Source organism: Metabacillus sp. GQ13 (genome assembly GCF_059758525.1).
Genome location: NZ_JCAXET010000016.1, coordinates 76,139 through 98,584 on the forward strand (window position 1 = coordinate 76,139; position 22,446 = coordinate 98,584).

Genomic DNA, 22,446 nt, shown 5'->3' on the forward strand with positions numbered 1-22,446 from the left:
CTAAACCCCTTTTTCTTCAAAACGTGCAATGTCCTTATTGTCATCTCCAAAGGTGACATTGCGAATTCCAAGCTGATTTAGAATGGTTTCAACTATTGCATTTGCACTAACAGCATGTGTTATATAGTCCATATATCCATTGACCTTTGCTTCATCTTTATCAACAGCAACTACTTTACCCCCTATTACATGGAACTCTTTTACGATTGTTCCTCCGGAACGACCTAATCCAAATTCAGCAAATAACTTTAACGGTTTTTTCATACTAAACCTTCCTTAAACTATATTTCTATTAGTATTTGTTTTTTAAAAAACAGAAATTTCCAACGAAAAAAGACCACAGAGGATTACCCCGTGGTCATTATTTTTTGATCACAAGTTTCACCATCCTCTCCTTAACGCTTACGGAGTTAGCTGTCGGATTCGGGTCAAGAAGTAACCCTACCTTCAAATAAAGGATTCACCCCAAGTAGCAAAATAGAAACTACAAATTGGTTCCCCCGTTCCATACGGATTCAGCGATCAAGATGATTTATTCATTTATGATTGATATAATACTCCGTTCATTTAATGTTGTAAAGATGAAAATAAATCTAACCTCAAGTGATCTAAAGTAATTGGGCAGCATTCCTGTAATAACTGAAATTGATTTGAATGAAAAAGGACATCACGCTTTTCCTTTTGCTAGCATGTGGGAGAGGGTAGGAGTGTTTAAAATAAAAAAGATGTCGCCTAGTTTGTACAGTATTGCGATTGTAATTTTAGCAATCGTCCTAAAGTTCAATTATGTAAACTAGTTTTGTTTAGAGTATACATCTGATACTTGGATCCTATTCAACAAAAAGGACAGATTAGCTATAAAAGATTGGATATAATATTTTAATGAAGTAACTATTAAAGGATGTTAATAAAATGATAAATGCCAGTGGAATTACTAAGGAAAATCATTTGGAAACAGATGTTTCTATAACTAGATTAAATTTCTCTAAATATAAATGGATTTAGGTGGATTTTAATGAACCTACTGATGAAGAAGTAAAACATTTAGCTGATACTTTTCAATTTCATCCACTTGCTATTGAAGATTGTGTACAGAGACTTCAGCGACCAAAATTGGATTATTACGATGATCATACTTTTTATGTTACACATATTGTACGAGAAGAAGAAAAGGAAATTTCAAAAGAAGAGTTAGATTTTTTTGTAGGAGAAAATTTCATTGTGACTTTTCATCTTATGCCAACAAACGAAGTCAAACAAATTTGGGATAGATTATTGTGTCATAAAAATATTGAGAAATGGGATACCTTTTATGTGTTTTATCAATTTTGGATAAGGTTGTAGATAACTATTTCCCACTAATTTATAAAATTGAGGACGAATTAGACAAAATTGAAGATAACACACTGAACAAATCAATGAGCTTTTTAATGACCGAATTATTCGAACAAGATATATGTTACTGAATCTAAGGCATACAGTTAATCCTATGCGTGATTTATTATATCGTATGTTGAATTCTCATCATTTAAGTGGTATAAGGGTGAGGAGGGAGTATTTTTCCGATATTTATGATCATCTTTTGAAGTTATCAGAAATGGTTATGCCTAATAGAGAAGTAACTGCTGACATATGAGATAGCTATCTCTCACTCACTCACTCAATCCACATCAAACTAATAATGTGATGAAAGTTCATACAATTATTACCTCCATATTTGTTCCAATAACTTTTATTGCAGGGATTTATGGTATGAACTTTGAGAATATACCTGAATTAACGTGGAAATACGGTTATTTCTCTCTCTAGGATTAAAGGGATAATTGCAGTATCCATGTATCTCTGGTTTAAGAGAAAGGGCTGGTTTAGATAATTATTTTGATTGAATAGCGAATGCTACCTTTTCAATTCCTAAAAGATCTTTCATTCGAAAAGCCTGATAATAATTATTGCTCAAAAAATGATAGGATGTTAACTAATTAGTATATAGCTTTCATAAGGTACTGTGGAATTTGTTAAACTAAATAAAATTACTCAACTAAATCTGATATCTAGTTAATTTCATTAGAGTAAAGGAGAATCTTCCTTTGATTAAACTTCTAAAAAAGAAGAATATGTTAAAACCTGCCCAAATCATTGTTTCTTTTTACTTTATCGCCGTATTTATTTCTCTTATTTTACTTAGTCTGCCTATTGCATTGAAGCCTGGTGTGAGTTGGACCTTTTTAGATGTTTTGTTTACATCAGTAAGTGCAATAAGTGTAACAGGTCTAACCGTCGTATCAACAGCAGAAACTTTTAGTACAACTGGGGTATTTTTCTTGCTATTTATTCTTCAGTTTGGCGGAATTGGAATCATGACACTTGGTACTTTCCTCTGGTTACTAATGGGGAAGAAGATTGGTCTTAAGGAAAGAAAGTTAATTATGACGGACCAGAACCAATCACATTTGTCTGGGTTAGTTAAACTTATGAGACAAATACTAATAATTATCCTTTTGATTGAGTTGATCGGTACACTTATCTTAGGTACATATTTTCTTAACTATTTTCCGACGTGGCAAGAAGCCTATTTGCAGGGGCTGTTTGCATCGGTTAGTGCAACAACAAATGCAGGGTTTGATATTACGGGTGAGTCTCTTATTCCGTTCGCTCATGACTATTTTGTACAATTTATAAACATTATCCTATTAACATTAGGTGCAATTGGTTTCCCTGTATTAATTGAACTAAAGGATTTTATGTTCAAGAAAAATAAAAATAGTCGATTCCACTTTTCATTGTATACCAAACTAACTACAGTAACTTTCTTTTCATTAATGGTTATCGGAACATTAGCCATTCTAGTCTTCGAGGCTAATCACTTTTTTAAAGGGAAAGATTGGCATGAGTCGTTTTTTTATGCACTATTTCATTCTTCCTCGACAAGGAATGGTGGGTTAGCTACGATGGATGTTAGTGAATTTTCGGTACCAACACTATTGGTTTTGTGTGTTCTAATGTTTATTGGAGCTTCTCCAAGTTCTGTAGGAGGAGGAATCAGGACAACTACCTTTGCTGTAAATCTATTATTCCTATTTTCATTTGCAAGAGGTTATAAAAACATAAAGATTTTTAGGCGAGAAATACATGAGGAGGATATTAGAAAATCAACCGTTGTAACAATATTGGCTCTATTTCTATGCTTTCTTGCAACAGTTATCCTAACTAGGACCGAACACTTTACCACGATGGAGATACTCTTTGAAGTAAGTTCTGCATTTGGTACTACTGGTTTATCAATGGGAATAACTCCAGAACTAAGTTCAGTGGGGAAAATCGTCATTATTTTACTTATGTTTATTGGAAGAATTGGAATTTTATCGTTTATATTCCTAATTAACCGTGAAAATACACAATTAAATTACCATTATCCGAAGGAAAGAGTTATTATTTGATGGCCTTCAACTGTTGCTCTCATTCCAAGGTGTTTTAATGGAATAAATATCTAAATGGATCTTCTAATTGCTGGTCTTATCCCCGTCAGGTAGGCAAATTAATAAAAGGTTCACTTATTTAGGGAGCCCTAGCTTTATATTCATTAGGGCTAGGGTATTTCACTTTTTTTGAAAACATTTATTGTTATAAAACTTAATATAATTTTTACTGCTTTCTTTCCCTCATTCGAACTCTCAAATTGGTATCGGTAAAAACATTCAGCTTTAAAGTGGCTAAAAAAACTCTATAGACATACGTTATAAACAGTTTCCTTTTCCAGACATACTTTGCTTAATGTTGTATCTTTTTAATAGTTTGTTATATCTTACTTGAGGTGCACTGGAATCCTTAATAGAAGTCCTTTCACATCTCTTTTTTTATGGCTTCTTTTACTGTATCAGCTACAGGTTTAAGGTCATTTCTTTCACTTATTTTATATGAAATAAACTCATTGTTGTAAAGGTCTAGTATCGTAGATAAATAGATTCTCTTTCCGTGAAATAGTAGATAAGGTTATATCTGTTACCCGTTTTCATTTGGGCGTGTACTGAAAATTCTCTGTTTAAATAATTCTCTGAAACGACATATTTTTCTTTTCGTCCAAAGTCCTTCCACTTCTTTTTTCGTATCTTCGTTTGAATTCCATTCGCTTTTATTAAACGTTAAATTCTCTTATGATTATCGTTCAAACCATACGTCTTTTTAAACCAAATGAAATGAATTTTTAAGGTATAGTATAGAACTATAAAAGGGGATATTTTATGAATTAATGTTGTGTTTTAAGTTCAATCGTAAATGTTTTTTAGTGTGTATTCATTCACCAATCCGTATTTTCTATCCCTAGAACTCTTTAATTGTTTAATAACTTTATTTAAATATTAGCGTAAAGACTTTCATTTGTTAAACTTTTTCGAGGATGAATTCGTTAAAGGATATTTATCGAATAAAGCAATAGAACAAGATATTGAATAGTAAATTATTTAAGAAAAAGAAAATGAAAAATTGAAACTTTTAGTGGTAAAGAACGTCTTATAGTTAACAAATATAAGCGCTATTTTTAATAAGTTTGTCTAAACTAATTCTATATTCTGAGGTGAATCATAATGGATAATTTAATCATCGAAAGCCCGTTTATACTTATTAATATTATGGGAGGAATGCTTATTTTCTTCATAATAATTGCTGCTATTTCAAGTTTCTATGTTAACAAGAAAATTAGAAATTTAGATGAAAATAATGAATTATAGACTGTAATAGGCCCAAAAAATCCTTAAATAATGGATAAATTCAGGTGGTGCTAAACACTTCGTTACAACTCTTATTTAAATAACGAGTGCAATACTTAAAACTTTGCATAGTGCATAGCAATCTATTCAATAAACGGAACAGAATTATTTTACAATAAACGGTAATCTAAAATAATGTTATGGTATTGAAAAGAGGGGAATTAAATGCGTAAAGAAAATGAGATGATAACTCTTTTTGAAAATATTGTTATGAATGATGATCGAATCAGATTATCCGTTCTTGAGGGTTCCAGAACAAACAAAAATATTCCGAAAGATGATTTTCAAGATTATGATATTTCCATTTTTGTAACAGATATTGAGTCTTATAAGAAAGATGATTGTTGGCTTGAAATATTTGGTGACCTAACTTTTATGCAAGGCTGTTTTCGCAAAGATTGTTGTTTTTCGTAATAAGTAAATCTTTACGTATTCAGCCTATCTTCGTGCTCTTTTCGTTAAATGACTCTGATATCCCACTGGAGATCGCTTCAATTTAGATAATAAAAATCCAAAAGCCGATTTTTATTCGTACTAGAGCAACAAACTTTTAGAAAAGAGCCTTATGCAAAGACCAGAAGATATGGAGCTCTTTCCACCAGAGTTAGGAAATTGGTTCAGCTATATCATGTATTTTCATGATGGCATAAAGATTGATTTGACATTGATTCCTCTAAATGAAATAGACTCTTATTTTTTTGATTCAGATGGTTTAGTGGAAGTATTGATTGACAAAGACAATCGATTAAATGAAAAAATTGTTGCAAGTGACAAGAAGTATTGGATTAAAAAACCATTTGAGCGTGAGTTTGATGATTGCTGTAATGAATTTTGGAGTGTAGCAACTTATGTTGCAAAAGGCTTATTTAGAAAAGAGCTTTTCTATGCATTGGACCATTTCAATCAAATTCTTCGTCCCGAACTTTTACGAATGATGTCATGGGAAATCGGTATAAGAGATGGATTTAATTTTAGTGTAGGGAAGAACTATAAATTTATTGGTAAGTATCTTCCTGAAGATGAGTTAGAAAAACTAATGAAAACCTTCTCGCAATCTGGTTATAAAAAGTCTTGGGAATCCTTTGAGTTATGTTGTGAAATGTTTAGAGCCTATACCAAAGAAGTTTCATCCTTATTGGGCTATAAATACCCTGAGTACGATGAGAAAATGACGAATTTCGTTCAAAATATTTACACTAAACTAAGTGAAAAGTAACTTTATGAAAAACAAACTTATTAGTAAACTACCATGAAAATAAACTTCAATAACCCCGAAAATGACAATATCAAAGAAGACCCATCTCATTCGTTTTAAAAAAGTGGAGAGACCCGTAATTAATAAAACGGATTACTGCCCCAACGAGCATTTATTATCTTATAAAAACTTCTTATTTTTTGTTAGAATGACCATACTAATTGGGTGAATTTGGAATTTACATAAAGATATCATTGCAAACAATGGGGAGAATTTATAAGTTCTATATGTGTGAACATACATGAACTGCTGGTTAGTATGTAGATACCTTGCAAACTTATGATACGGAAGAGGGCAGAAAAGATTTTTGCCCTCTTTATAGCTAAAAAAGGTATGAGTAAAGTTAATCTTTGTAGGGGGCGTTGATCAGACGACAAATGTTTCTGACACAATGATTAATTTTACAGACTGGTCAACTATTCTTCGGGAAGGGTATGAAAAAGAACCTTCAAAATATAATAGTTACCTAGTAACAGACTTAAAGATGAAGAATATGTAGGTATTTGAACTATTCCACTTAAAGTAATAGATGCATTGAGTTGAGGTTATTATGTTAGCATGACAGGTTGAAATGAAACATCTAAATTTTTACCATTAGATTCTTTGTTGCATCTAATTATTTTTTTTGTTAATATCGTTTCATAGCTAACGATTATGAAAATTAAAAGGAGGTAGTTACTATTCATACATTTAATGAAGATGGGAATTTACTTCCTGAAGAGAAAGATACAATCAACCTATTAACTAAATTACCACTTAACTCGCTAAATTTGGATGCAATTGCTGTTGTAACAAACATCTATCGAATTGCACAGGGCTTAAGAAATAAAATGGAACGAGATGTTTTATCTGAGTATGGTCTATCTTGGACTTCATTTTCAATACTTTATGATTTATGGATAGGTAATCCGATTGAAACAAAAAAATTAGCAGAGTCAGCTGGGGTAACAAAAGCGACAGTAAGTAATATTACGAATACCTTGGAACGAAAAGAACTTTGTTTTCGGAAAGTGGATAACAGAGACAGGAGAATTACTTACGTTATGATAACGGATAAGGGTAAGCAAATAATGGAAGAGTTATATCCTCGATTCCATACAGGTGAAGTGGAGATTGTTTCTAGTTTGACTGTAGACGAGCAAAAGAGTATGTCAAAGTTGTTAAGGAAAGTAATTAGAGAATGTGGTTTTTGATTCATACACTTGGATCGGAAAAGAGCAATGATAGGAAATCCAGTAGTAGTTATCCCACTTCCCAGAGAGTCGCTGGGTGGTGTTATTCGACACATAGATATGACACAAATTACATTCCTGAGGCTCTCTTTGTTAATAAATAGTTACTAACAGAGACTTGTGAACCGTTATTTGATAAAGTGGGAGATTTTAAATCCCCAACAAGGGTGGTACCGCGTGCAAAATCATGTCCCTTTTATGTTAGGGATATGTTTTTTTATATTGTATTTTTGGAGGAATGAAAAAATGAGTGAGGGAATGAAACAATTAACAGCAGAACAGGTAACTGAAGTAAAGAGACAAATGAATATATACACTCAAGGCGTACAAGATATTATTCCAGTGGAAGAATTAGAAGCTAAAGTTGCAAAATCTGTACTGGAAAACCGGCCGCTTAAAATTAAATTAGGATTAGACCCTTCAGCCCCAGACGTACACCTTGGTCATACAGTTGTTCTTAAGAAAATGAGACAGTTTCAAGAAAACGGTCATATTATCCAATTACTGATTGGGGATTTTACTGGAAAGATTGGAGACCCAACAGGAAAGTCAGTTGCTAGAAAAGCATTAACAGAGGAAGAAGTTAAATACAATGCTAAAACATACTTTGAACAGTTTGGAAAAGTGGTTGATCTGGATAAAGTTGAACTACATTACAACTCAAAGTGGTTATCAAAGTTGAATTTTGAAGATGTTATTCAATTAGCAGGTAAAATAACAGTGGCAAGATTAATGGAAAGGGACGATTTTGAAGAAAGAATTGCCTTTGGAAAGCCTATTTCACTTCATGAGTTTTTCTACCCTTTAATGCAAGGATATGATTCTGTTGTGTTAAATTGTGATATTGAATTAGGGGGAACTGACCAGCATTTTAATATTTTAATGGGAAGACATTTTCAAGATAAGTTTGGTAAAGAAAAACAAGTAGCAATACTTATGCCTCTATTGGAGGGGCTCGATGGTGTAGAAAAGATGTCTAAGTCTAAGAAAAACTACATTGGTATTGATGAAAACCCACAAGAAATGTACGGGAAAGCAATGTCTATCCCAGATGAATTAATGAATAAATATTTTGAATTGGTAACAGATTTTACTCTTGATCAAATTAATACGATAAAAAATGATTTGGAGTCAGGTGTACTACACCCTAGAGATGCAAAAATGCTTTTAGGGAAAACGATAGTAAGAATGTACCATGGAATAGAAGCAGCAGAAAAAGCAGAAAAGCAATTTATCTCTATCTTTCAACAAGGATTAATTCCTAATGAGATGCCAGTGGTTAAATGGAAAGGGAATATAGAAACACCAGTAATAGATTTTCTAGTTGATTTAGATTTGTTCAATTCCAAAGGGGAAGCTCGTCGCATGATTGAGAATAGAGGGGTAAAAATAAATGGAGAAAAAATAGATGATACAGCATTACGAGTTTCTGTTTCAGATGGATTAGTTGTACAAGTTGGGAAACGGAAGTTTGTTAAGATCGAATTGTAATGTGGCTATAAGGTTAACTACCTTTATGGATAATCAAATACGAACAAGAGCCAAACCATTGATATATTTTGGTTTGGCTCTTTTGATAACTTCTTATAGTTGTATTTATATTAACTACATGTGTATATGAAATAGATAATTAAAAGGATAGTGTTGACAATCAAAGGTGATATATGTTAAATTTATCTCGAAGGAAAGATAATTGATTTCAAGGTAAATATCAGAAATAGACGCATTAATCATTTTTTTACGTATATATCTCGAATTCGAGATTTAAATAAAATATAGTGGAGGAATTTTAAAATGACAAAATGGACAGTAGACCAATCACACTCATCAGTAGGATTTGAAGTAAAACATATGATGGTATCAAAAGTAAAAGGTCAATTTGATACGTATACAGCAGACGTTGAAGCAGCAGATTTAACAAATTTAGCAACAGCTTCAATTGAATTTAAATTTGACGTAGCGAGCATTAACACACGTAGCGAAGATCGCGATAATCACTTAAAATCAGCTGACTTCTTTGATGTAGAAAATAATCAATCAATTGATTTTAAATCTACTAGTATTGTAAAAGATGGTGATGACTACAAAGTAACTGGAGATTTAACAATCAAGGGTGTAACAAAACCAGTAACATTTGATGTTGAATTTGGTGGGAAAGGTACAAATCCTTGGGGTGTAGAGGTTTACGGTTTCGAAGCAGAAGCAAAAATCAATCGTGAAGAATTTGGTCTTACATGGAACGCAGCACTTGAAACAGGTGGCGTACTAGTAGGTAAAGATATCAAAATCAAAGTTGAATTAGAAGTAAATCCAGCAGCTTAATGAACCTAGCTTGATTAGTTTTAGCTTAAACGCGAATAAATTGATACAGTACGTAGTACATTGACGATAGAAAAAGATTACTTGTAAGGGAAGTGAAATCATCAAATGGGATTTTTAAATAAATTATTTGGAGCAAAACAAGAGGAGGAAGAAACAATGACGAAATTAAACATTGGTATTATTTTGGGTTCTACACGTGAAGGACGCGTAAGTCCACAAGTTGGTTCATGGGTAAAAGAAATAGCAGATAAACGCGGTGATGCAAACTATACAATTATCGATATCGCGGATTACAAATTACCATTACTAGGTGAAGCAGGCGCAGATGCTTCAGGCGCAGCTGCATGGTCTGAAGCTATCGCAGCTCAAGACGGATTTGTATTTATTGTCCAAGAATACAACCACTCTATTACAGGATCACTTAAAAATGCATTAGACTATTTACGTGTAGAGTGGAACAACAAAGCAGCTGGTATCGTATCTTATGGTTCAGTAGGCGGTGCTCGTGCAGCTGAACATTTACGTGGTATTTTAGGTGAATTGTTAGTTGCAGACGTTCGTGTTCACCCAGCATTATCATTATTCACTGACTTTGAAAACGGTACAGACTTCAAACCACATGCTGTGCAAGAGGATTCAGTTAATCAAATGTTAGATCAAGTCATTCCTTGGTCTAAGGCATTATTTACAATCAGATAGGTAGTAAAGTATAAAGTATTAATAAAGAAAACATGTGCCTAGGCACATGTTTTCTTTTTTTGAATGAGTATGAAGGTAATAGTGTATTTTAAATAACCGGTGTAAGAAAAAAGCTGAATGAACAAAATGTTAGATCAAACGAGATAACCCGTAACTTATCTCGAGAACTTTCTTGATTCATTCTTTTTCCTCCTCGTACATGTATTTGATTGGTGTGGAGCGTATGAAAACTCTTAATACTTTTGAAAAAAGCCTGCAATATGTATAGTGGGTTTATTGTTAAATATTACTAATAACCTAATATAGTTTACTATAATAAACCAAAAACCCAAAATTATTCGAGAATTTTAATCTACCTAGTGATTTAGATTTTAAAAAGAGAACTATATAGAATGTAATGAAAGAAACATCTGTAGGTAGAGGACAAACTCATTGTATTTGCTTGTAAAAAACTGATTTTCGAGGACATGTTGTACTTCTCCCATGTTTCAACATAGCTTCCTTTTGTAGCTACTTTCAAACATATATCCTTTCGAACGTCCTACCTGCATAAAATGGTACCTCTGTTTCTTCTCCGTCCTTTGTAAAACCAGTTAATGCATAATCAAACCCTCCCTTCCTTCTTTTTATTCTCAGTTCACAAATTTGAACGAAAACATCTCTTTAACGGGTTTACTTGGTATGATATCTCATTTGGTCATGCAAAAATCCTTCCAATCTTAATGGCCAATATAAACACAAATCCAACCTATCTTTTTCATTTTCCTTACAACTCCTTTCCTTTTATCTACTCATTAATTGACAAATTTTACATTTTTTGTGAAAAACAAAAGATACCTTCTTCATAATTGAAATGTTTCCATTTACAACATTTACAAAACTTAAAAACACTTTTACATTATCTTAACCCAAGGTACTTGTTGATAAGTTAGATTGATAAGTGAGAGTTCGGGAAGAAAGGATGATGGAGAATGATAAATGTTCGGGAAGATTCAGTTCAGCATTTGAAGATTGCAGAATTTCTCATTGAAAATATTCGAAATGGTCGTTACAAAGAAAATGAGAAGATACCATCAGAAAATGAACTTTGTCGAAAATTTACTGTAAACCGTCATGTTGTTAGACAAGCTATTGCTAGAATCACAAATCTTGGTTGGGTCACACCGCTACAAGGAAAAGGTAGCTATATAAATAAATTACCCAAACCAATCCAATATGTCCTTTCATCGCAAACACGATTTTCAGATAACATGGAAGACCAAGGAATTACGCACACAAGTAAGCTTGTTAACTGGGAAAAGTGTATGCCAACTGAAGAAGAGTATACCAATTTGCAGATAGAGGAAAATGGCCATGTCTATCGTTTAGAGATTTTAAGATTTGTAGATGACAGGCCGATTTCAATTACAACGACAGTTATTCCAGAGATAGAAGTACCTCACCTAGAGTCATATTTTGAAGGCTTTCACTCATTATATAGCCTCCTGCAGAAGCACTATCATTTTAGACCAATCCGTTCCAAATCAATTTTCGAAGCGAGTTTGCCGTTATTAAAGGATGCTGATTTACTGCAAATTCCTGAAAATATACCAATTGTGCAAATTGCTAGCATTATGCATCATCCAAGTGGCGCACCTATTGAGTACAGTGTAGCAAGAGTAAGAAGTGACATGCATAAATGCTTAGTGGAATTTTAGGAGGTGTTGTCTAATAGGAGATAACAAGTACATATATGAGATTTATGATTACGTTCTATAAAAATACGTTTTAAATTTGAGAGGGGAAAAACAATGAAAAAACTTTTACTATTACTATTTGTAATGTCTATGGCAACGATTATGACAGCTTGCAATAGTTCAACTGAATCATCTGCAAGTGGAAAAGAAAGTGATGATACGTTAACAATCGCATGGTATCCAAATGAATCTGGTGCAGATTTAAAGGATGCACGTGATGAAATAGCAAAAGAAATTGAAGCCGCTACTGGTAAAAAAGTAGAGCATAAAACAACAACAGATTATATTATCGCAATCGAGTCGATTGCAAATGGAAATGCAGATATAGCATTTATGGGTGCTCAAGGATATATTGAAGCAAATGTTAAGAATGATCAAGTACAACCTATAGTCGTTCCAAGTGGTGAATCTGGAACTTTAGACGATGCAATGTATCATAGTTGGTTAGCAGTGAAAAAAGGAAACGAAGAGAAGTATAAGGATGGTGCAGATTTCTCAATAGATAACCTTGTTGATACGAAGTTTTCATTTGTTTCAAACAGTTCAACGTCTGGATTCAAGGTTCCATCAGCAGGAATTATTTCACACTTTAGTGAGATGGATCAATATAAGGATTTAAAAGAAGAAGATTTATTAGAAGGTGGAAAGTTCTTTAGCGAAGTTCTTTATGGAGGGTCACATCAAGGTTCAGCAGTAAATCTCCTTAGTGAAAAAGCAGATATTGCTGCATTTTGTGATACGTGTGTAAATAATTATGTCGAGGTTGCAACTGGTGAAGAAAATAAACCAGGTTCAGTTTATAAAGTGAAGAAGGATGCTGCTGAACCTTTTAATACAGTAGTTGATGAAGAATTTGTGCTCATCTCCGTTACTCCAGTATTAAATGCACCGTTCGTAGCAAATAAAGAAACATTAAGTGAAGAAGACTTTAATTCAATTAAAGAAGTATTTACATCAGATGACATAACAAATAATGAGAAAATTTTCGTTCCTGAGGATTCTGAAAATACAGGTTTGTTTACGAAAAAAGCGGATGAAAGATTTGTAGAGGTAGAAGATTCTTGGTTCAATCCAATTCGTGAGCTTTCTAAATAGAGTGTAATGATTCTTGGAAAAGGGAGTTGACAATGATGACGTTACTTAGTTTAAAACAAGTATCAAAGCAATACGGACAAGAAACAAAGGCGTTGTCAGATGTTAGTTTCTCTATCAAAGAGGGAGAATTTGTTTCTATTATCGGCCCGTCTGGCGCCGGGAAATCAACGCTCCTTCGTTGTATTAATCGGATGGTAGAAGCAACTGATGGGGAAATAAACTTTGATAATGTGAATCTGTTAACCTTAAACAAAAGAAATATAAGAAAAGCTAGAACGAAAATTGGGATGATTTTTCAACACTATAATCTTGTAAGTCGTCTAAGTGTGATTGAAAATGTATTGCATGGAAGGCTTGGCCATAAGTCAGTACTAACAGGCATATTAGGTTTGTATAATGAGGAAGAGAAACGAGAAGCCATTCACATTCTTCACTTGTTAGGGTTAGAAGAGCAAATGTACAAAAGATGTGATCAACTAAGTGGTGGTCAAAAGCAACGAGTTGGAATTGCGAGAGCATTGATCCAAAAGCCTAAACTACTTTTATGTGATGAACCGATTGCTTCTCTTGATCCAAATTCTTCAAAAGTGATAATGGATCATTTACGAAATATTTCAACTTCAATGGGTATTACAGTTATCGTTAATCTCCATCAAGTTGATGTTGCCATGAGATATTCAGGCAGAATTATCGGTGTTAGTAAAGGGGCAGTTGTGTATGACGGTCCACCAGATCATCTCACTACAAATCAAATACATGCTATCTATGGTTCAGAAGTAGGCGAATTGATCATGGATGTTGGTGGTCGTAATGCAATCTAATTTTTTCTTTAAGAAAAGACTTCAATCTGCTAGTGTAATCATCCTGCTCTTAGCGATAACATATGGAGCAATGATGATCACTCAATTTAATATCTATGAAGGATTTTTGTCTTTCCCAAAAGCCATTCAATGGGGATTTGCTAATTTTTATCCAAACGCGGAATCCTTAGAAAATCTTTCATCGATTCTAAGTAAATTAGTAGAAACGTTATTGATCTCAATTGCTTCGGCAACAGTGGCAGCTGTTTTTGCCATCTTTTTTGCAATCGCTGGATCGAAAACAACAAAGGTAAACAACTTCTTTGCGATAGTAAGCAGGGGAATAGCTACTCTATTTCGAAACATTGATGTTGCAGCTTGGGCAATGATTTTACTTTTTTCTTTTGGACAAAGCTCTTTGACAGGTTACTTTGCCTTGTTTTTTGTCTCATTTGGTTTTTTGACGAGAGCGTTTATGGAAACGATTGATGAAGTAGGAGCTGCTGCTGTTGAAGGATTACAAGCAACAGGAGCAGGCTTCTTTACCGTTATTATCCATTCGGTTATCCCATCTAGTACTCCGCAAATGATTAGTTGGATATTATTTATGATTGAAACGAACATTCGAAGTGCCACATTAGTAGGGATTTTAACAGGAACAGGGATTGGTTTTTCTTTTGATCTTTATTATAAAAGTCTCAATTATAATTCAGCGAGTCTTGTTGTCGTTACCATTGTCGTTTCTATCTTACTCATAGAATATATATCAAACTATGTAAGAAGGGTGATTTTATAATGAGTATAGAGGATCCAACAAATATTGTGAGTGAAAGTTCTGACATTTTTAAACCAATTAAAATTAAACCGTTGAACAAAGCAAGATTAGTCATACGATTAACGCTAGGTATGTTAGTCATTTTAACGATTTATGGTTTTATGAGTTTTGATTACAAGGATATAAGTTTATTTGGTGGATTACTAGCAACCGTTCAAAACTTTAAAGTGATGCTAACAGAGGCCCACTTTAGCCATTTTACATTTAGTGATGCATTGTATCAGGTGACGATTACACTTGGACTTGCTGTATTAACAACCTTGTTTGGTGCAATTATTGCGCTTTTCCTAGGATTATTTGCAGCGCAAAATCTATCTTCATCAAGGACTTTCTCAAATATAATTAAGGGTGCGGTAGCATTTATTCGGGCGGTACCTACTGTACTATGGGTGTTAATTTTTGCTGTGGCTGCCGGTTTAGGTAGTGTAGCAGCGATTATTGGGATGACTTTTCACTCTGTTGGTTATTTAATAAAAGCCTATTCTGAGTCATTTGAGGAGTTAGATCAAGGCGTAATTGAGGCCCTACGTGGAAGTGGGGCAGGATGGTGGCAAATTATCTTTCAAGCAGTTATTCCCTCTACAATAAACTATCTGGTATCATGGACGTTTTTACGCTTTGAAATCAACTTTGGGGTAGCTGTAGCCATGGGTGCTGCAGCTGGTGCAGGAGGAATTGGTTTTGATATGTTCATGGCCAGTGGTTTTTACCTTGATCTCAGAGAAGTTGGAACCATCACTTATTTCGTTTTATTTTTTGCTATTTTATTGGAAATAGTAGCAACAAGAATCAAGGTACATCTCAATACTCGATAATTAAAATCAACAAAGCGCCGAACTATTCGGCGCTTATTTTATTATTTAGGAAATTATAAAATTCTTGTACTGTGGATAAGCGCTTCGACATCCAGCTCCAGCAGTCCGACTTCGGAAAAATCGGATGCCTAGTCCCTCGACTTAAAAAACACCTTCTATTCATTAGTCCCTTATTTGCCCAAGGCTGAACAGGCGCTTGCGCTTTTGATACCTCTTTACATAAATTAATAATTCTTTTACATGCCCTTAACCATTGCAACTTGGTAACAAGTTAGATTGAGTATAACAACAATTTGATTGGAGGGTTAACAAATGAAAAAATCTAGGTTATCAAAAATTCTTGTTGAAGGAAGTTGTGAACTTATTAGTCAGCTTGCAAAAGAGGTAGAGGAAACAAATTCAATTCATATTGAACGTTCTCCGACAACAGGCCTTGTAATGATGAAAACCCGTGATACTGTTTCAAAACAACCATTTTATATGGGAGAGGTTTTAGTAACAGAATGTGTTGTTGAAGTTGACGGCATGTACGGAATCGGAGTCATTATGGGCGAAGAACCAACGCGTGCTCTCCAAATCGCGATCATAGACGCGGCTTTCAATGCTAAATTATCAACAATACATACTTGGATTCCTTTACTTGAAGAAGAGGAGCAGAAAATCATGAGTAGACATGAAAAAGAATTAGCAATGGTGTCTAGCTCTAGAGTGAATTTTGACACAATGGAGGATTACAATGCTAAAAGTTGAGTGTAAAACATTTGATTTTGTTCATGATACACAAGATATTTATCGGAAATTATTAGATTGTATGGCAAGGCCTGGGAAAATTAACTGTATAAAGGATAGCCTATTAGGAATCGAGGAAATCCCAGGAATCTCTCAATCATTAGTAGCGCTAGCTTACACTTTAGTAGATCGAGAGGTTACGTTTCATGTGATAGCAGATAATGCTCAAACTGCAGAATCGCATATAAGTAGAAGAACGTATAGTAAATCAAGTCAAGGTAACGACGCACAGTATCTCTTTATTGAAAAACATCTCTCGAATGAAGACATTCAGAAAGTGATGGGAGAAGTGCAATTTGGAACGTTAGAGGATCCTCATTTAAGTACGACTATTATATTGGTGATTGATTCTTTATCAGTTACTCCAGAATATGAGCAAAAACTAGAACTTAAGGGACCTGGTATTCAAACTAGTAGGACACTTTATCTTAACGGTTTATCGCCACAATGGCTAATCGATAGGAAAATAGTGAACGCCGAGTTTCCGTTAGGAGTAGATATGATCTTAGTAAGCAAATCAGGTAGTGTTGTGGCACTTCCAAGGACAACGATAATCGAAAGTGAGTGTGTATAAATGGGATATGTTGCGGTTACTGGTGGACAAAAGGCAATCGAACATGCAAGCGAGCTAGTAAAACATTATCGTTTAAAAGACGCCAAAGAAGTTGTAAGTACAGAGCAAATTGAAAGTCAAATGAGACTTTTAATAGATAAAGTGATGGGAGAAGGAGGTCTGTATGCACCTGAGTATGCAGCATTAGCGTTGAAACAAACTGAAGGAGATCCTGCAGAGGCTGCCTTTTTGTTGAGGGCTTATCGTTCTACGTTACCGCGGAACTATTATTCTCAAACAGTTGAACCAGGTGATATGCGTGTAATCAGGAGAATTTCCTCTTCTTTTAAAGATATTCCTGGAGGACAACTGCTAGGTCCTACATATGACTATACACATAGATTGTTAAATTTCGACTTAAGAAATGAAACATGCGCTACCGTTGAATCCTTTTTAGAATCAATAAATTCACCAAAAGAAAAAGCTGGTACTAAAACTGTTCAATCTATACAAAAGGTAGCTGACTTATTAAGAGAGCAAGGATTATTAGCTAATCGTGAATCGATAGAGACAGAGCCGTTTGATATTACACGTGAAATGCTCACATTCCCAGCACCACGTTCAGCGAGACTTCAATCGTTAGCAAGAGGTGAGACAGGTGCAATGACTGCAATGGCCTATTCGAGCATGCGGGGATATGGGGTTGTGCATCCTACAATTGGAGAATTACGAGTTGGTTATAGTGAGTTACACATCGATTATCCGTTTGGTGATGAGGAGGATGACCTTTACATTGGTGAGGTGATGCTAACGGAAGTCGAGACGATTAACTCCTTCACACAGAATGACCTAGGTGATGTTGAGTTCATGCTAGGTTACGGATTGACGTTTGGCCAAAATGAGGTAAAGGCAATTTCAATGGCTATATTAGAGCGGAGTTTAGCAACGCCAGGTTCATCTCCTACACAGGATGAAGAATTCGTTCTCATGCATATTGATAGTGTTGAATCAAACGGGTTTGTTTCACATTTGAAATTACCTCATTATATTACATTTCAATCGATGCTTGATCGAATTCGTCAGGCTAAAAAGTCCGCACCTGTATCAAACAAAAATACACAACAAGAAGCAACATTTAGTCACTCTTAAAAGAGAAGGGAGTCAATACTCATGGAACAACAGCTCGCACAGACATATAATTATGCATTTTTAGATGAAGGATCAAAAAGGGAAATTCGTCGTACTACGTTAAAGGCAATAGCTATACCTGGCTATCAAGTTCCGTTTGCTTCAAGAGAATTGCCAATAGGTAGAGGGTGGGGAACAGGTGGTTTACAACTTACCTTGTCATTAATTGGCGAGGGTGATTGTGTTAAGGTTATTGACCAAGGTCATGATGACAGTGTGAATGCTGTTAGTATTAAACGACTAGTAGAAAATTGTACAAACGTAGTACCAACAAATTCTTCTGAAGAAGCAACTTTAATTCAATCAAGACACCGTATACCTGAAGTGCCGTTACGTGAAGATCAAATCTTAGTTCTTCAGGTACCAATGCCGGAGCCATTAAGACGTGTAGAAGCTAGAGAGAAGGATACGAAACGACTACATGGTGAAATGGATTATAGCAGTATGTGGCTAAGATTATATGAAGATATTGTTCGGTGGAGGAAGATTACAATTGGTGCAGACTATCCTAGTCTTGTAAACAAACGTTATATTTTCAATCCAAGTCCAATTCCTCGTTACGATTTGCTAAAGCTACATCAGGCAGAAGGGTTATTTCTATTTGGAGCGGGAAGAGAGAAGAAGATTTATGCCATACCTCCATATACGGATGTTGAGCCATTAGAATTTGATGATCACCCATTCGAAGTAGAGACCTTTGTAAACTTGGAGTGCTATGTATGTGGAAGTAAGGAAACATACTTAGATGAAATCTACAGTAGTGAAACTGGGGAGAAAGTTTATAAATGTTCAGATACAGGATATTGTGATTCAAAGCAAAAGGAAAGGGGGCTAAAGTCATAATGAAAAATCAATTCGACATTTCACCCGAAAAACCTCTATTACAAGTGAGAGATTTAAACGTTCGTTACGGAAAAGGTTGTATAAAGTGCAACAGTTCAGAAGTAATGGAGGGTCAAGATAATCATTGTTCATCTTGTGGAAGTGTTTGGGCATGTAAAGACATCCATTTTGACTTATATGAAGGCGAAATACTAGGAATTGTCGGAGAAAGCGGTTCGGGGAAAAGTTCATTAGTTAAAAGCTTATATTTTGATGAGGGAATTACTTCTGGGACTGCAACTATCTCTAAATATAATCAAGGTGAAGCAGACATTTTTTCTGTCTCTGCTCAGCAAAAGCGCTATATACGTAACTACTTAATGGGAATGGTTTATCAAAATCCATGGTTAGGGTTAAAGATGTCTTTTTCTAGCGGCGGAAATATTGCAGAAAAGTTAATTGCTTCTGGCACCTTACATGTAGGAGATATAAGAAAACGTGCTTCTGAGCTACTAGAACATGTTGAAATCCCAACGAACAGAATGGATGAATTACCAAAAAACTTTAGTGGTGGCATGCAACAGCGCGTACAAATTTCGAAAGCATTAGCAAATAACCCACCGATTTTGCTTCTTGATGAAGTGACAACTGGCTTAGATTTATCCGTTCAAGCAAAAGTATTAGATCTAATCCGTAAAATTCAACGTGAGCTAAATGTCGCGATGATCGTTGTCTCACATGATTTAGGAGTCATTCGTATGTTAGCAGATCGAACGATGGTTATGAAAAATGGCAGAGTTGTCGAACATGGTTTAACCGATCAGGTTCTAGAAGATCCACAGCACCCATACTCTCAATTATTAGTACATTCACTTCTATAAAAGACTTTTTAAACGGTTCAAAACGTAAGGGGAAAAAGACTTTGAACTTCGGCTTTTTAGTCCGCTTTTTTGAACACTAACTAAAAGAGAAGAAAGGGTGGAAAAAGTGAAAATTTATCAAGCGAAAATTGTTACTCCTTATCAAGTCATAAAAAATGGAACGATTGAGATTGAACAGGACCGAATTGTCAATATCATCGATAGAAGTCCCGATACTATTCATGAAGAAGATATAAACGCCGAGGGAAAATGGGTTTTGCCTGGCTTAATAGATTCCCATAGTGATGCGATTGAAATGGAACTGGAACCACGGCCATCAAGCAATTTCCCAATGGGAATCTCTTTTTTTGAACTTGAAAAAAAGCTGGTAGGAGAAGGAATAACAACAATTTATCATTCTTTATCTCTTTTAGAGGAAAATGCAAAGAAAAAGACAAGGCAAAATCAAACGGTTTTTAATGTGGTTGAGGATATAAAAAGATTTTCATATGGAAGACACCTTATTCGCCATAAAACCCATTTGCGTTATGAAATTACGAACATAAGCGCAGTATCAAGAGTTAAAGAGCTTATTCAAGAAGGGAAAATTGATCAACTTTCATTTATGGATCATTCACCTGGTCAAGGACAATTCCGAGATATTGAAGTGCATAAAAGATTATTAATGCAACATCGTCACCTTTCTGAAGAGGAAGCGAATCTATTAATAGCTGAAAGTAGATTACAACAAAAGCTTGACCCAATGATCATTCAAGAACTAGCTAATCTAGCAAATGACTCTCATGTGCCAATTGCTTCACATGATGACGACACAGTTGATAAGCTAGCACTTGTTAAAGAGTGGAAAGCAACGATTAGTGAATTTCCGATTGAACTTGAGGTAGCAAGACAAGCAAAAGAAATGGGCTTGTATGTTGTTATGGGCGCACCGAATGCGCTTCTCGGAAAGTCCCATAGCAATAATGTGTCTGCAATGGAAGCTATTAATGAGGGGTTAGTTGATATTTTATGCTCAGATTACTATCCTTCTTCATTATTACATGCTGCTTTTAAATTGTACGAAGAAGGTTTACCAATGAATATGGCGTGTAACATGGTGTCTTTGAATCCAGCACAGGCTTTAAAAATAAATGACGAGGTAGGTTCACTCGAAGTTGGGAAAAAAGCTGATTTGCTTTTAATAAGTGAGGATGAACGCCGACCTATTTTAGAAACAGTCATGGTAAATGGACAAACCGTTTGTCAAATGAATTACCAACAACCAATTGCTGCCAAAATACTTCAATAAAGGGGACTTTTAAAGTTGAGTGAAAAAAACTTATCGGAACAACCGACGATTCATGAAACATCAACTATTACGAAAAGTACGCTTGGCAGTTGGACTGAGATTGGACCTAATTCAACGATTGAGGAAACCATTTTGGGAGATTATAGCTACACAGCTGGCAATAATCAAATCATATATGCCGAAATAGGCAAGTTTTGTTCAATTGCTTCCCATGTTCGTATTCATCCTGTTAACCATCCGATGTGGAGAGTGACACAGCATCATATGACCTATCGAAAAGCTCAATATCGCTTAAGTACGACTGACGATGATGAGTTTTTTGATTGGCGGCGTGATCATAAAGTGATGATTGGTCATGACGTATGGATTGGTCATGGTGTCATTATTATGCCAGGGATATCAATTGGAACGGGTGCCGTTATTGGTGCAGGGGCAGTTGTGACAAAGGATGTCGATCCATACACAATTGTTGTAGGTGTGCCGGCTAAACCTATTAAACAACGATTCTCTTCTGAAACGGCTAAAAGACTTTTAGAAATAGAGTGGTGGAATTGGGATCGCCAAACACTTGAAGTAAGGATTGAAGAATTAAATGATGTAGCCACTTTCCTTGAAAAGGAAGGTTTAGCAAAGGAGGAAGCTCAGCATGTTATTGAAAGTTGAAGATCTAAAAAAGACATTTATTATGCATCAATCATCTGAAAAGCAAATCGTCGGATGTAATGGAATCAACTTTTCTTTAAATGAAGGAGAGTTTGTTGGAATAACCGGAAAAAGTGGTGCAGGAAAGTCGACAATCTTAAAAAGTATTTATCGTACATATACACCTTCAGATGGTTCAATCCACTATCAATCCGAACAATATGGACTTATTGATCTTGTAAAAGCAACAGACAGAGAAATGTTAGCGATTCGAAAAAATGAAGTCGGCTATGTTTCTCAATTTTTAAATGTTATGCCACGAGTAACGGCACGCGAAGTTGTTATGAATGCAATTATTGAAATGGGCGAAGCTGAGGAAGTTGCAAGAGAACAAGCAAAAGAAATATTAGCTCATTTTAAACTTCCAATTCAATTATGGGATTCATACCCGCGAACATTTAGCGGTGGGGAAAAGCTCCGATTAAACTTGGCACAAGCGATGGTAAAGCGACCGAAGCTCTTATTATTAGATGAGCCTACAGCATCACTAGATGACACATCGAAGATGGCCGTTAAAGATATGATTCTCCAATTAAAAAATGGTGGAACAAGTATGATTGGTATTTTTCATGATCTTGAATTTATGGAGACTGTTGTCGATCAACAATATAATTTGTCTCAAGGTTCACTCTCTGATGTTGCTCGAATTTAACGATAAAGGGTGTGTGGTC

20 protein-coding genes, 2 pseudogenes and 1 riboswitch are annotated in these 22,446 nt (G+C 34.9%); of the genes and pseudogenes, 21 read left to right on the forward strand and 1 reads right to left on the reverse strand.

Translation table 11 applies throughout. The features are described from left to right. On the reverse strand, positions 1 to 264 hold the full coding sequence (locus tag AC6CHR_RS18875; RefSeq protein ID WP_498250560.1) for an NAD-binding protein: 264 nt from the start codon (positions 262 to 264) through the stop codon (positions 1 to 3). Between the two features lie 120 nt (positions 265 to 384). Further along, positions 385 to 531, reverse strand: a riboswitch (cyclic di-AMP (ydaO/yuaA leader). A gap of 381 nt (positions 532 to 912) precedes the next feature. On the opposite strand from AC6CHR_RS18875, the pseudogene corA reads away from it, so the two are divergent. From corA to phnL, 21 genes and pseudogenes are all read left to right on the forward strand, one after another. Further along, positions 913 to 1,873 (forward strand): annotated as a pseudogene (gene corA, locus AC6CHR_RS18880) (magnesium/cobalt transporter CorA). Between the two features lie 241 nt (positions 1,874 to 2,114). Beyond that, positions 2,115 to 3,437 carry a TrkH family potassium uptake protein gene (locus AC6CHR_RS18885; RefSeq protein ID WP_498250616.1) on the forward strand — a complete coding sequence of 441 codons (1,323 nt, stop codon included), beginning with the start codon at positions 2,115 to 2,117 and terminating at the stop codon, positions 3,435 to 3,437. A gap of 1,491 nt (positions 3,438 to 4,928) precedes the next feature. Then, entirely contained in the window at positions 4,929 to 5,177 is a 249-nt protein-coding gene (locus AC6CHR_RS18890; protein WP_498250561.1) for an aminoglycoside 6-adenylyltransferase, read from the forward strand. A 139-nt stretch (positions 5,178 to 5,316) separates the two neighbouring features. After that, a pseudogene (locus tag AC6CHR_RS18895) lies at positions 5,317 to 5,979 on the forward strand (aminoglycoside 6-adenylyltransferase); the annotation flags it as partial. An 809-nt stretch (positions 5,980 to 6,788) separates the two neighbouring features. Continuing rightward, on the forward strand, positions 6,789 to 7,211 hold the full coding sequence (locus AC6CHR_RS18900; protein WP_498250562.1) for a MarR family winged helix-turn-helix transcriptional regulator: 423 nt from the start codon (positions 6,789 to 6,791) through the stop codon (positions 7,209 to 7,211). A gap of 285 nt (positions 7,212 to 7,496) precedes the next feature. Beyond that, positions 7,497 to 8,741 (forward strand): tyrosine--tRNA ligase, encoded by a 1,245-nt coding sequence (gene tyrS, locus AC6CHR_RS18905; protein ID WP_498250563.1) that lies wholly within the window; start codon positions 7,497 to 7,499, stop codon positions 8,739 to 8,741. Between the two features lie 303 nt (positions 8,742 to 9,044). After that, on the forward strand, positions 9,045 to 9,572 hold the full coding sequence (locus tag AC6CHR_RS18910; RefSeq protein ID WP_498250564.1) for a YceI family protein: 528 nt from the start codon (positions 9,045 to 9,047) through the stop codon (positions 9,570 to 9,572). Between the two features lie 105 nt (positions 9,573 to 9,677). Continuing rightward, positions 9,678 to 10,271 carry an NADPH-dependent FMN reductase gene (locus tag AC6CHR_RS18915; protein ID WP_498250566.1) on the forward strand — a complete coding sequence of 198 codons (594 nt, stop codon included), beginning with the start codon at positions 9,678 to 9,680 and terminating at the stop codon, positions 10,269 to 10,271. 971 nt (positions 10,272 to 11,242) lie between these two features. Beyond that, positions 11,243 to 11,968, forward strand: a complete 726-nt coding sequence (locus tag AC6CHR_RS18920) for a GntR family transcriptional regulator (RefSeq protein ID WP_498250568.1) — start codon at positions 11,243 to 11,245, stop codon at positions 11,966 to 11,968. 93 nt (positions 11,969 to 12,061) lie between these two features. Beyond that, complete coding sequence (locus AC6CHR_RS18925; RefSeq protein ID WP_498250569.1) at positions 12,062 to 13,102, forward strand: PhnD/SsuA/transferrin family substrate-binding protein; 1,041 nt, start codon at positions 12,062 to 12,064, stop codon at positions 13,100 to 13,102. Between the two features lie 32 nt (positions 13,103 to 13,134). After that, positions 13,135 to 13,923 carry a phosphonate ABC transporter ATP-binding protein gene (gene phnC, locus AC6CHR_RS18930; protein ID WP_498250570.1) on the forward strand — a complete coding sequence of 263 codons (789 nt, stop codon included), beginning with the start codon at positions 13,135 to 13,137 and terminating at the stop codon, positions 13,921 to 13,923. Continuing rightward, positions 13,913 to 14,698: an ABC transporter permease subunit gene (locus tag AC6CHR_RS18935; RefSeq protein ID WP_498250571.1), complete on the forward strand. Its 786-nt coding sequence runs from the start codon at positions 13,913 to 13,915 to the stop codon at positions 14,696 to 14,698. The genes phnC and AC6CHR_RS18935 overlap by 11 nt, the downstream gene beginning before the upstream one ends. Next, the gene (locus AC6CHR_RS18940) at positions 14,698 to 15,552 is read left to right on the forward strand and encodes a PhnE/PtxC family ABC transporter permease (RefSeq protein WP_498250573.1); all 855 of its coding nucleotides are present in this window, start codon (positions 14,698 to 14,700) and stop codon (positions 15,550 to 15,552) included. Before AC6CHR_RS18935 ends, AC6CHR_RS18940 begins: the two co-directional genes overlap by 1 nt. A gap of 312 nt (positions 15,553 to 15,864) precedes the next feature. Then, a complete protein-coding gene (gene phnG, locus AC6CHR_RS18945; RefSeq protein WP_498250574.1) occupies positions 15,865 to 16,302 on the forward strand; it encodes a phosphonate C-P lyase system protein PhnG in 438 nt (145 codons plus the stop codon). Beyond that, complete coding sequence (gene phnH / locus AC6CHR_RS18950) at positions 16,289 to 16,915, forward strand: phosphonate C-P lyase system protein PhnH (RefSeq protein WP_498250575.1); 627 nt, start codon at positions 16,289 to 16,291, stop codon at positions 16,913 to 16,915. Before phnG ends, phnH begins: the two co-directional genes overlap by 14 nt. After that, positions 16,916 to 18,043: a carbon-phosphorus lyase complex subunit PhnI gene (locus AC6CHR_RS18955; RefSeq protein WP_498250577.1), complete on the forward strand. Its 1,128-nt coding sequence runs from the start codon at positions 16,916 to 16,918 to the stop codon at positions 18,041 to 18,043. A 21-nt stretch (positions 18,044 to 18,064) separates the two neighbouring features. After that, on the forward strand, positions 18,065 to 18,925 hold the full coding sequence (locus tag AC6CHR_RS18960) for an alpha-D-ribose 1-methylphosphonate 5-phosphate C-P-lyase PhnJ (protein ID WP_498250578.1): 861 nt from the start codon (positions 18,065 to 18,067) through the stop codon (positions 18,923 to 18,925). Further along, the gene (locus tag AC6CHR_RS18965; RefSeq protein WP_498250579.1) at positions 18,925 to 19,785 is read left to right on the forward strand and encodes an ATP-binding cassette domain-containing protein; all 861 of its coding nucleotides are present in this window, start codon (positions 18,925 to 18,927) and stop codon (positions 19,783 to 19,785) included. The genes AC6CHR_RS18960 and AC6CHR_RS18965 overlap by 1 nt, the downstream gene beginning before the upstream one ends. Positions 19,786 to 19,882: 97 nt before the next feature. Next, positions 19,883 to 21,073, forward strand: coding sequence for an alpha-D-ribose 1-methylphosphonate 5-triphosphate diphosphatase (locus tag AC6CHR_RS18970; protein WP_498250580.1), 1,191 nt, complete (start codon positions 19,883 to 19,885; stop codon positions 21,071 to 21,073). 15 nt (positions 21,074 to 21,088) lie between these two features. Beyond that, positions 21,089 to 21,736 (forward strand): DapH/DapD/GlmU-related protein, encoded by a 648-nt coding sequence (locus tag AC6CHR_RS18975; RefSeq protein WP_498250581.1) that lies wholly within the window; start codon positions 21,089 to 21,091, stop codon positions 21,734 to 21,736. Then, a complete protein-coding gene (gene phnL / locus AC6CHR_RS18980; protein ID WP_498250582.1) occupies positions 21,720 to 22,427 on the forward strand; it encodes a phosphonate C-P lyase system protein PhnL in 708 nt (235 codons plus the stop codon). The genes AC6CHR_RS18975 and phnL overlap by 17 nt, the downstream gene beginning before the upstream one ends. Positions 22,428 to 22,446: the final 19 nt, after the last annotated feature.

Bases quoted from the DNA above. Each gene is read 5' to 3' on its own strand.
- AC6CHR_RS18925 (WP_498250569.1), top strand. From the start codon at position 12,062: ATGAAAAAACTTTTACTATTACTATTTGTAATGTCTATGGCAACGATT.
- tyrS (WP_498250563.1), top strand. From the start codon at position 7,497: ATGAGTGAGGGAATGAAACAATTAACAGCAGAACAGGTAACTGAAGTA.
- AC6CHR_RS18960 (WP_498250578.1), top strand. From the start codon at position 18,065: ATGGAACAACAGCTCGCACAGACATATAATTATGCATTTTTAGATGAA.
- AC6CHR_RS18955 (WP_498250577.1), top strand. From the start codon at position 16,916: ATGGGATATGTTGCGGTTACTGGTGGACAAAAGGCAATCGAACATGCA.
- phnG (WP_498250574.1), top strand. From the start codon at position 15,865: ATGAAAAAATCTAGGTTATCAAAAATTCTTGTTGAAGGAAGTTGTGAA.
- phnC (WP_498250570.1), top strand. From the start codon at position 13,135: ATGATGACGTTACTTAGTTTAAAACAAGTATCAAAGCAATACGGACAA.
- AC6CHR_RS18885 (WP_498250616.1), top strand. From the start codon at position 2,115: ATGTTAAAACCTGCCCAAATCATTGTTTCTTTTTACTTTATCGCCGTA.
- phnL (WP_498250582.1), top strand. From the start codon at position 21,720: ATGTTATTGAAAGTTGAAGATCTAAAAAAGACATTTATTATGCATCAA.
- AC6CHR_RS18875 (WP_498250560.1), bottom strand. From the start codon at position 264: ATGAAAAAACCGTTAAAGTTATTTGCTGAATTTGGATTAGGTCGTTCC.
- AC6CHR_RS18935 (WP_498250571.1), top strand. From the start codon at position 13,913: ATGCAATCTAATTTTTTCTTTAAGAAAAGACTTCAATCTGCTAGTGTA.
- AC6CHR_RS18940 (WP_498250573.1), top strand. From the start codon at position 14,698: ATGAGTATAGAGGATCCAACAAATATTGTGAGTGAAAGTTCTGACATT.
- phnH (WP_498250575.1), top strand. From the start codon at position 16,289: ATGCTAAAAGTTGAGTGTAAAACATTTGATTTTGTTCATGATACACAA.
- AC6CHR_RS18915 (WP_498250566.1), top strand. From the start codon at position 9,678: ATGGGATTTTTAAATAAATTATTTGGAGCAAAACAAGAGGAGGAAGAA.
- AC6CHR_RS18890 (WP_498250561.1), top strand. From the start codon at position 4,929: ATGCGTAAAGAAAATGAGATGATAACTCTTTTTGAAAATATTGTTATG.
- AC6CHR_RS18965 (WP_498250579.1), top strand. From the start codon at position 18,925: ATGAAAAATCAATTCGACATTTCACCCGAAAAACCTCTATTACAAGTG.
- AC6CHR_RS18920 (WP_498250568.1), top strand. From the start codon at position 11,243: ATGATAAATGTTCGGGAAGATTCAGTTCAGCATTTGAAGATTGCAGAA.
- AC6CHR_RS18910 (WP_498250564.1), top strand. From the start codon at position 9,045: ATGACAAAATGGACAGTAGACCAATCACACTCATCAGTAGGATTTGAA.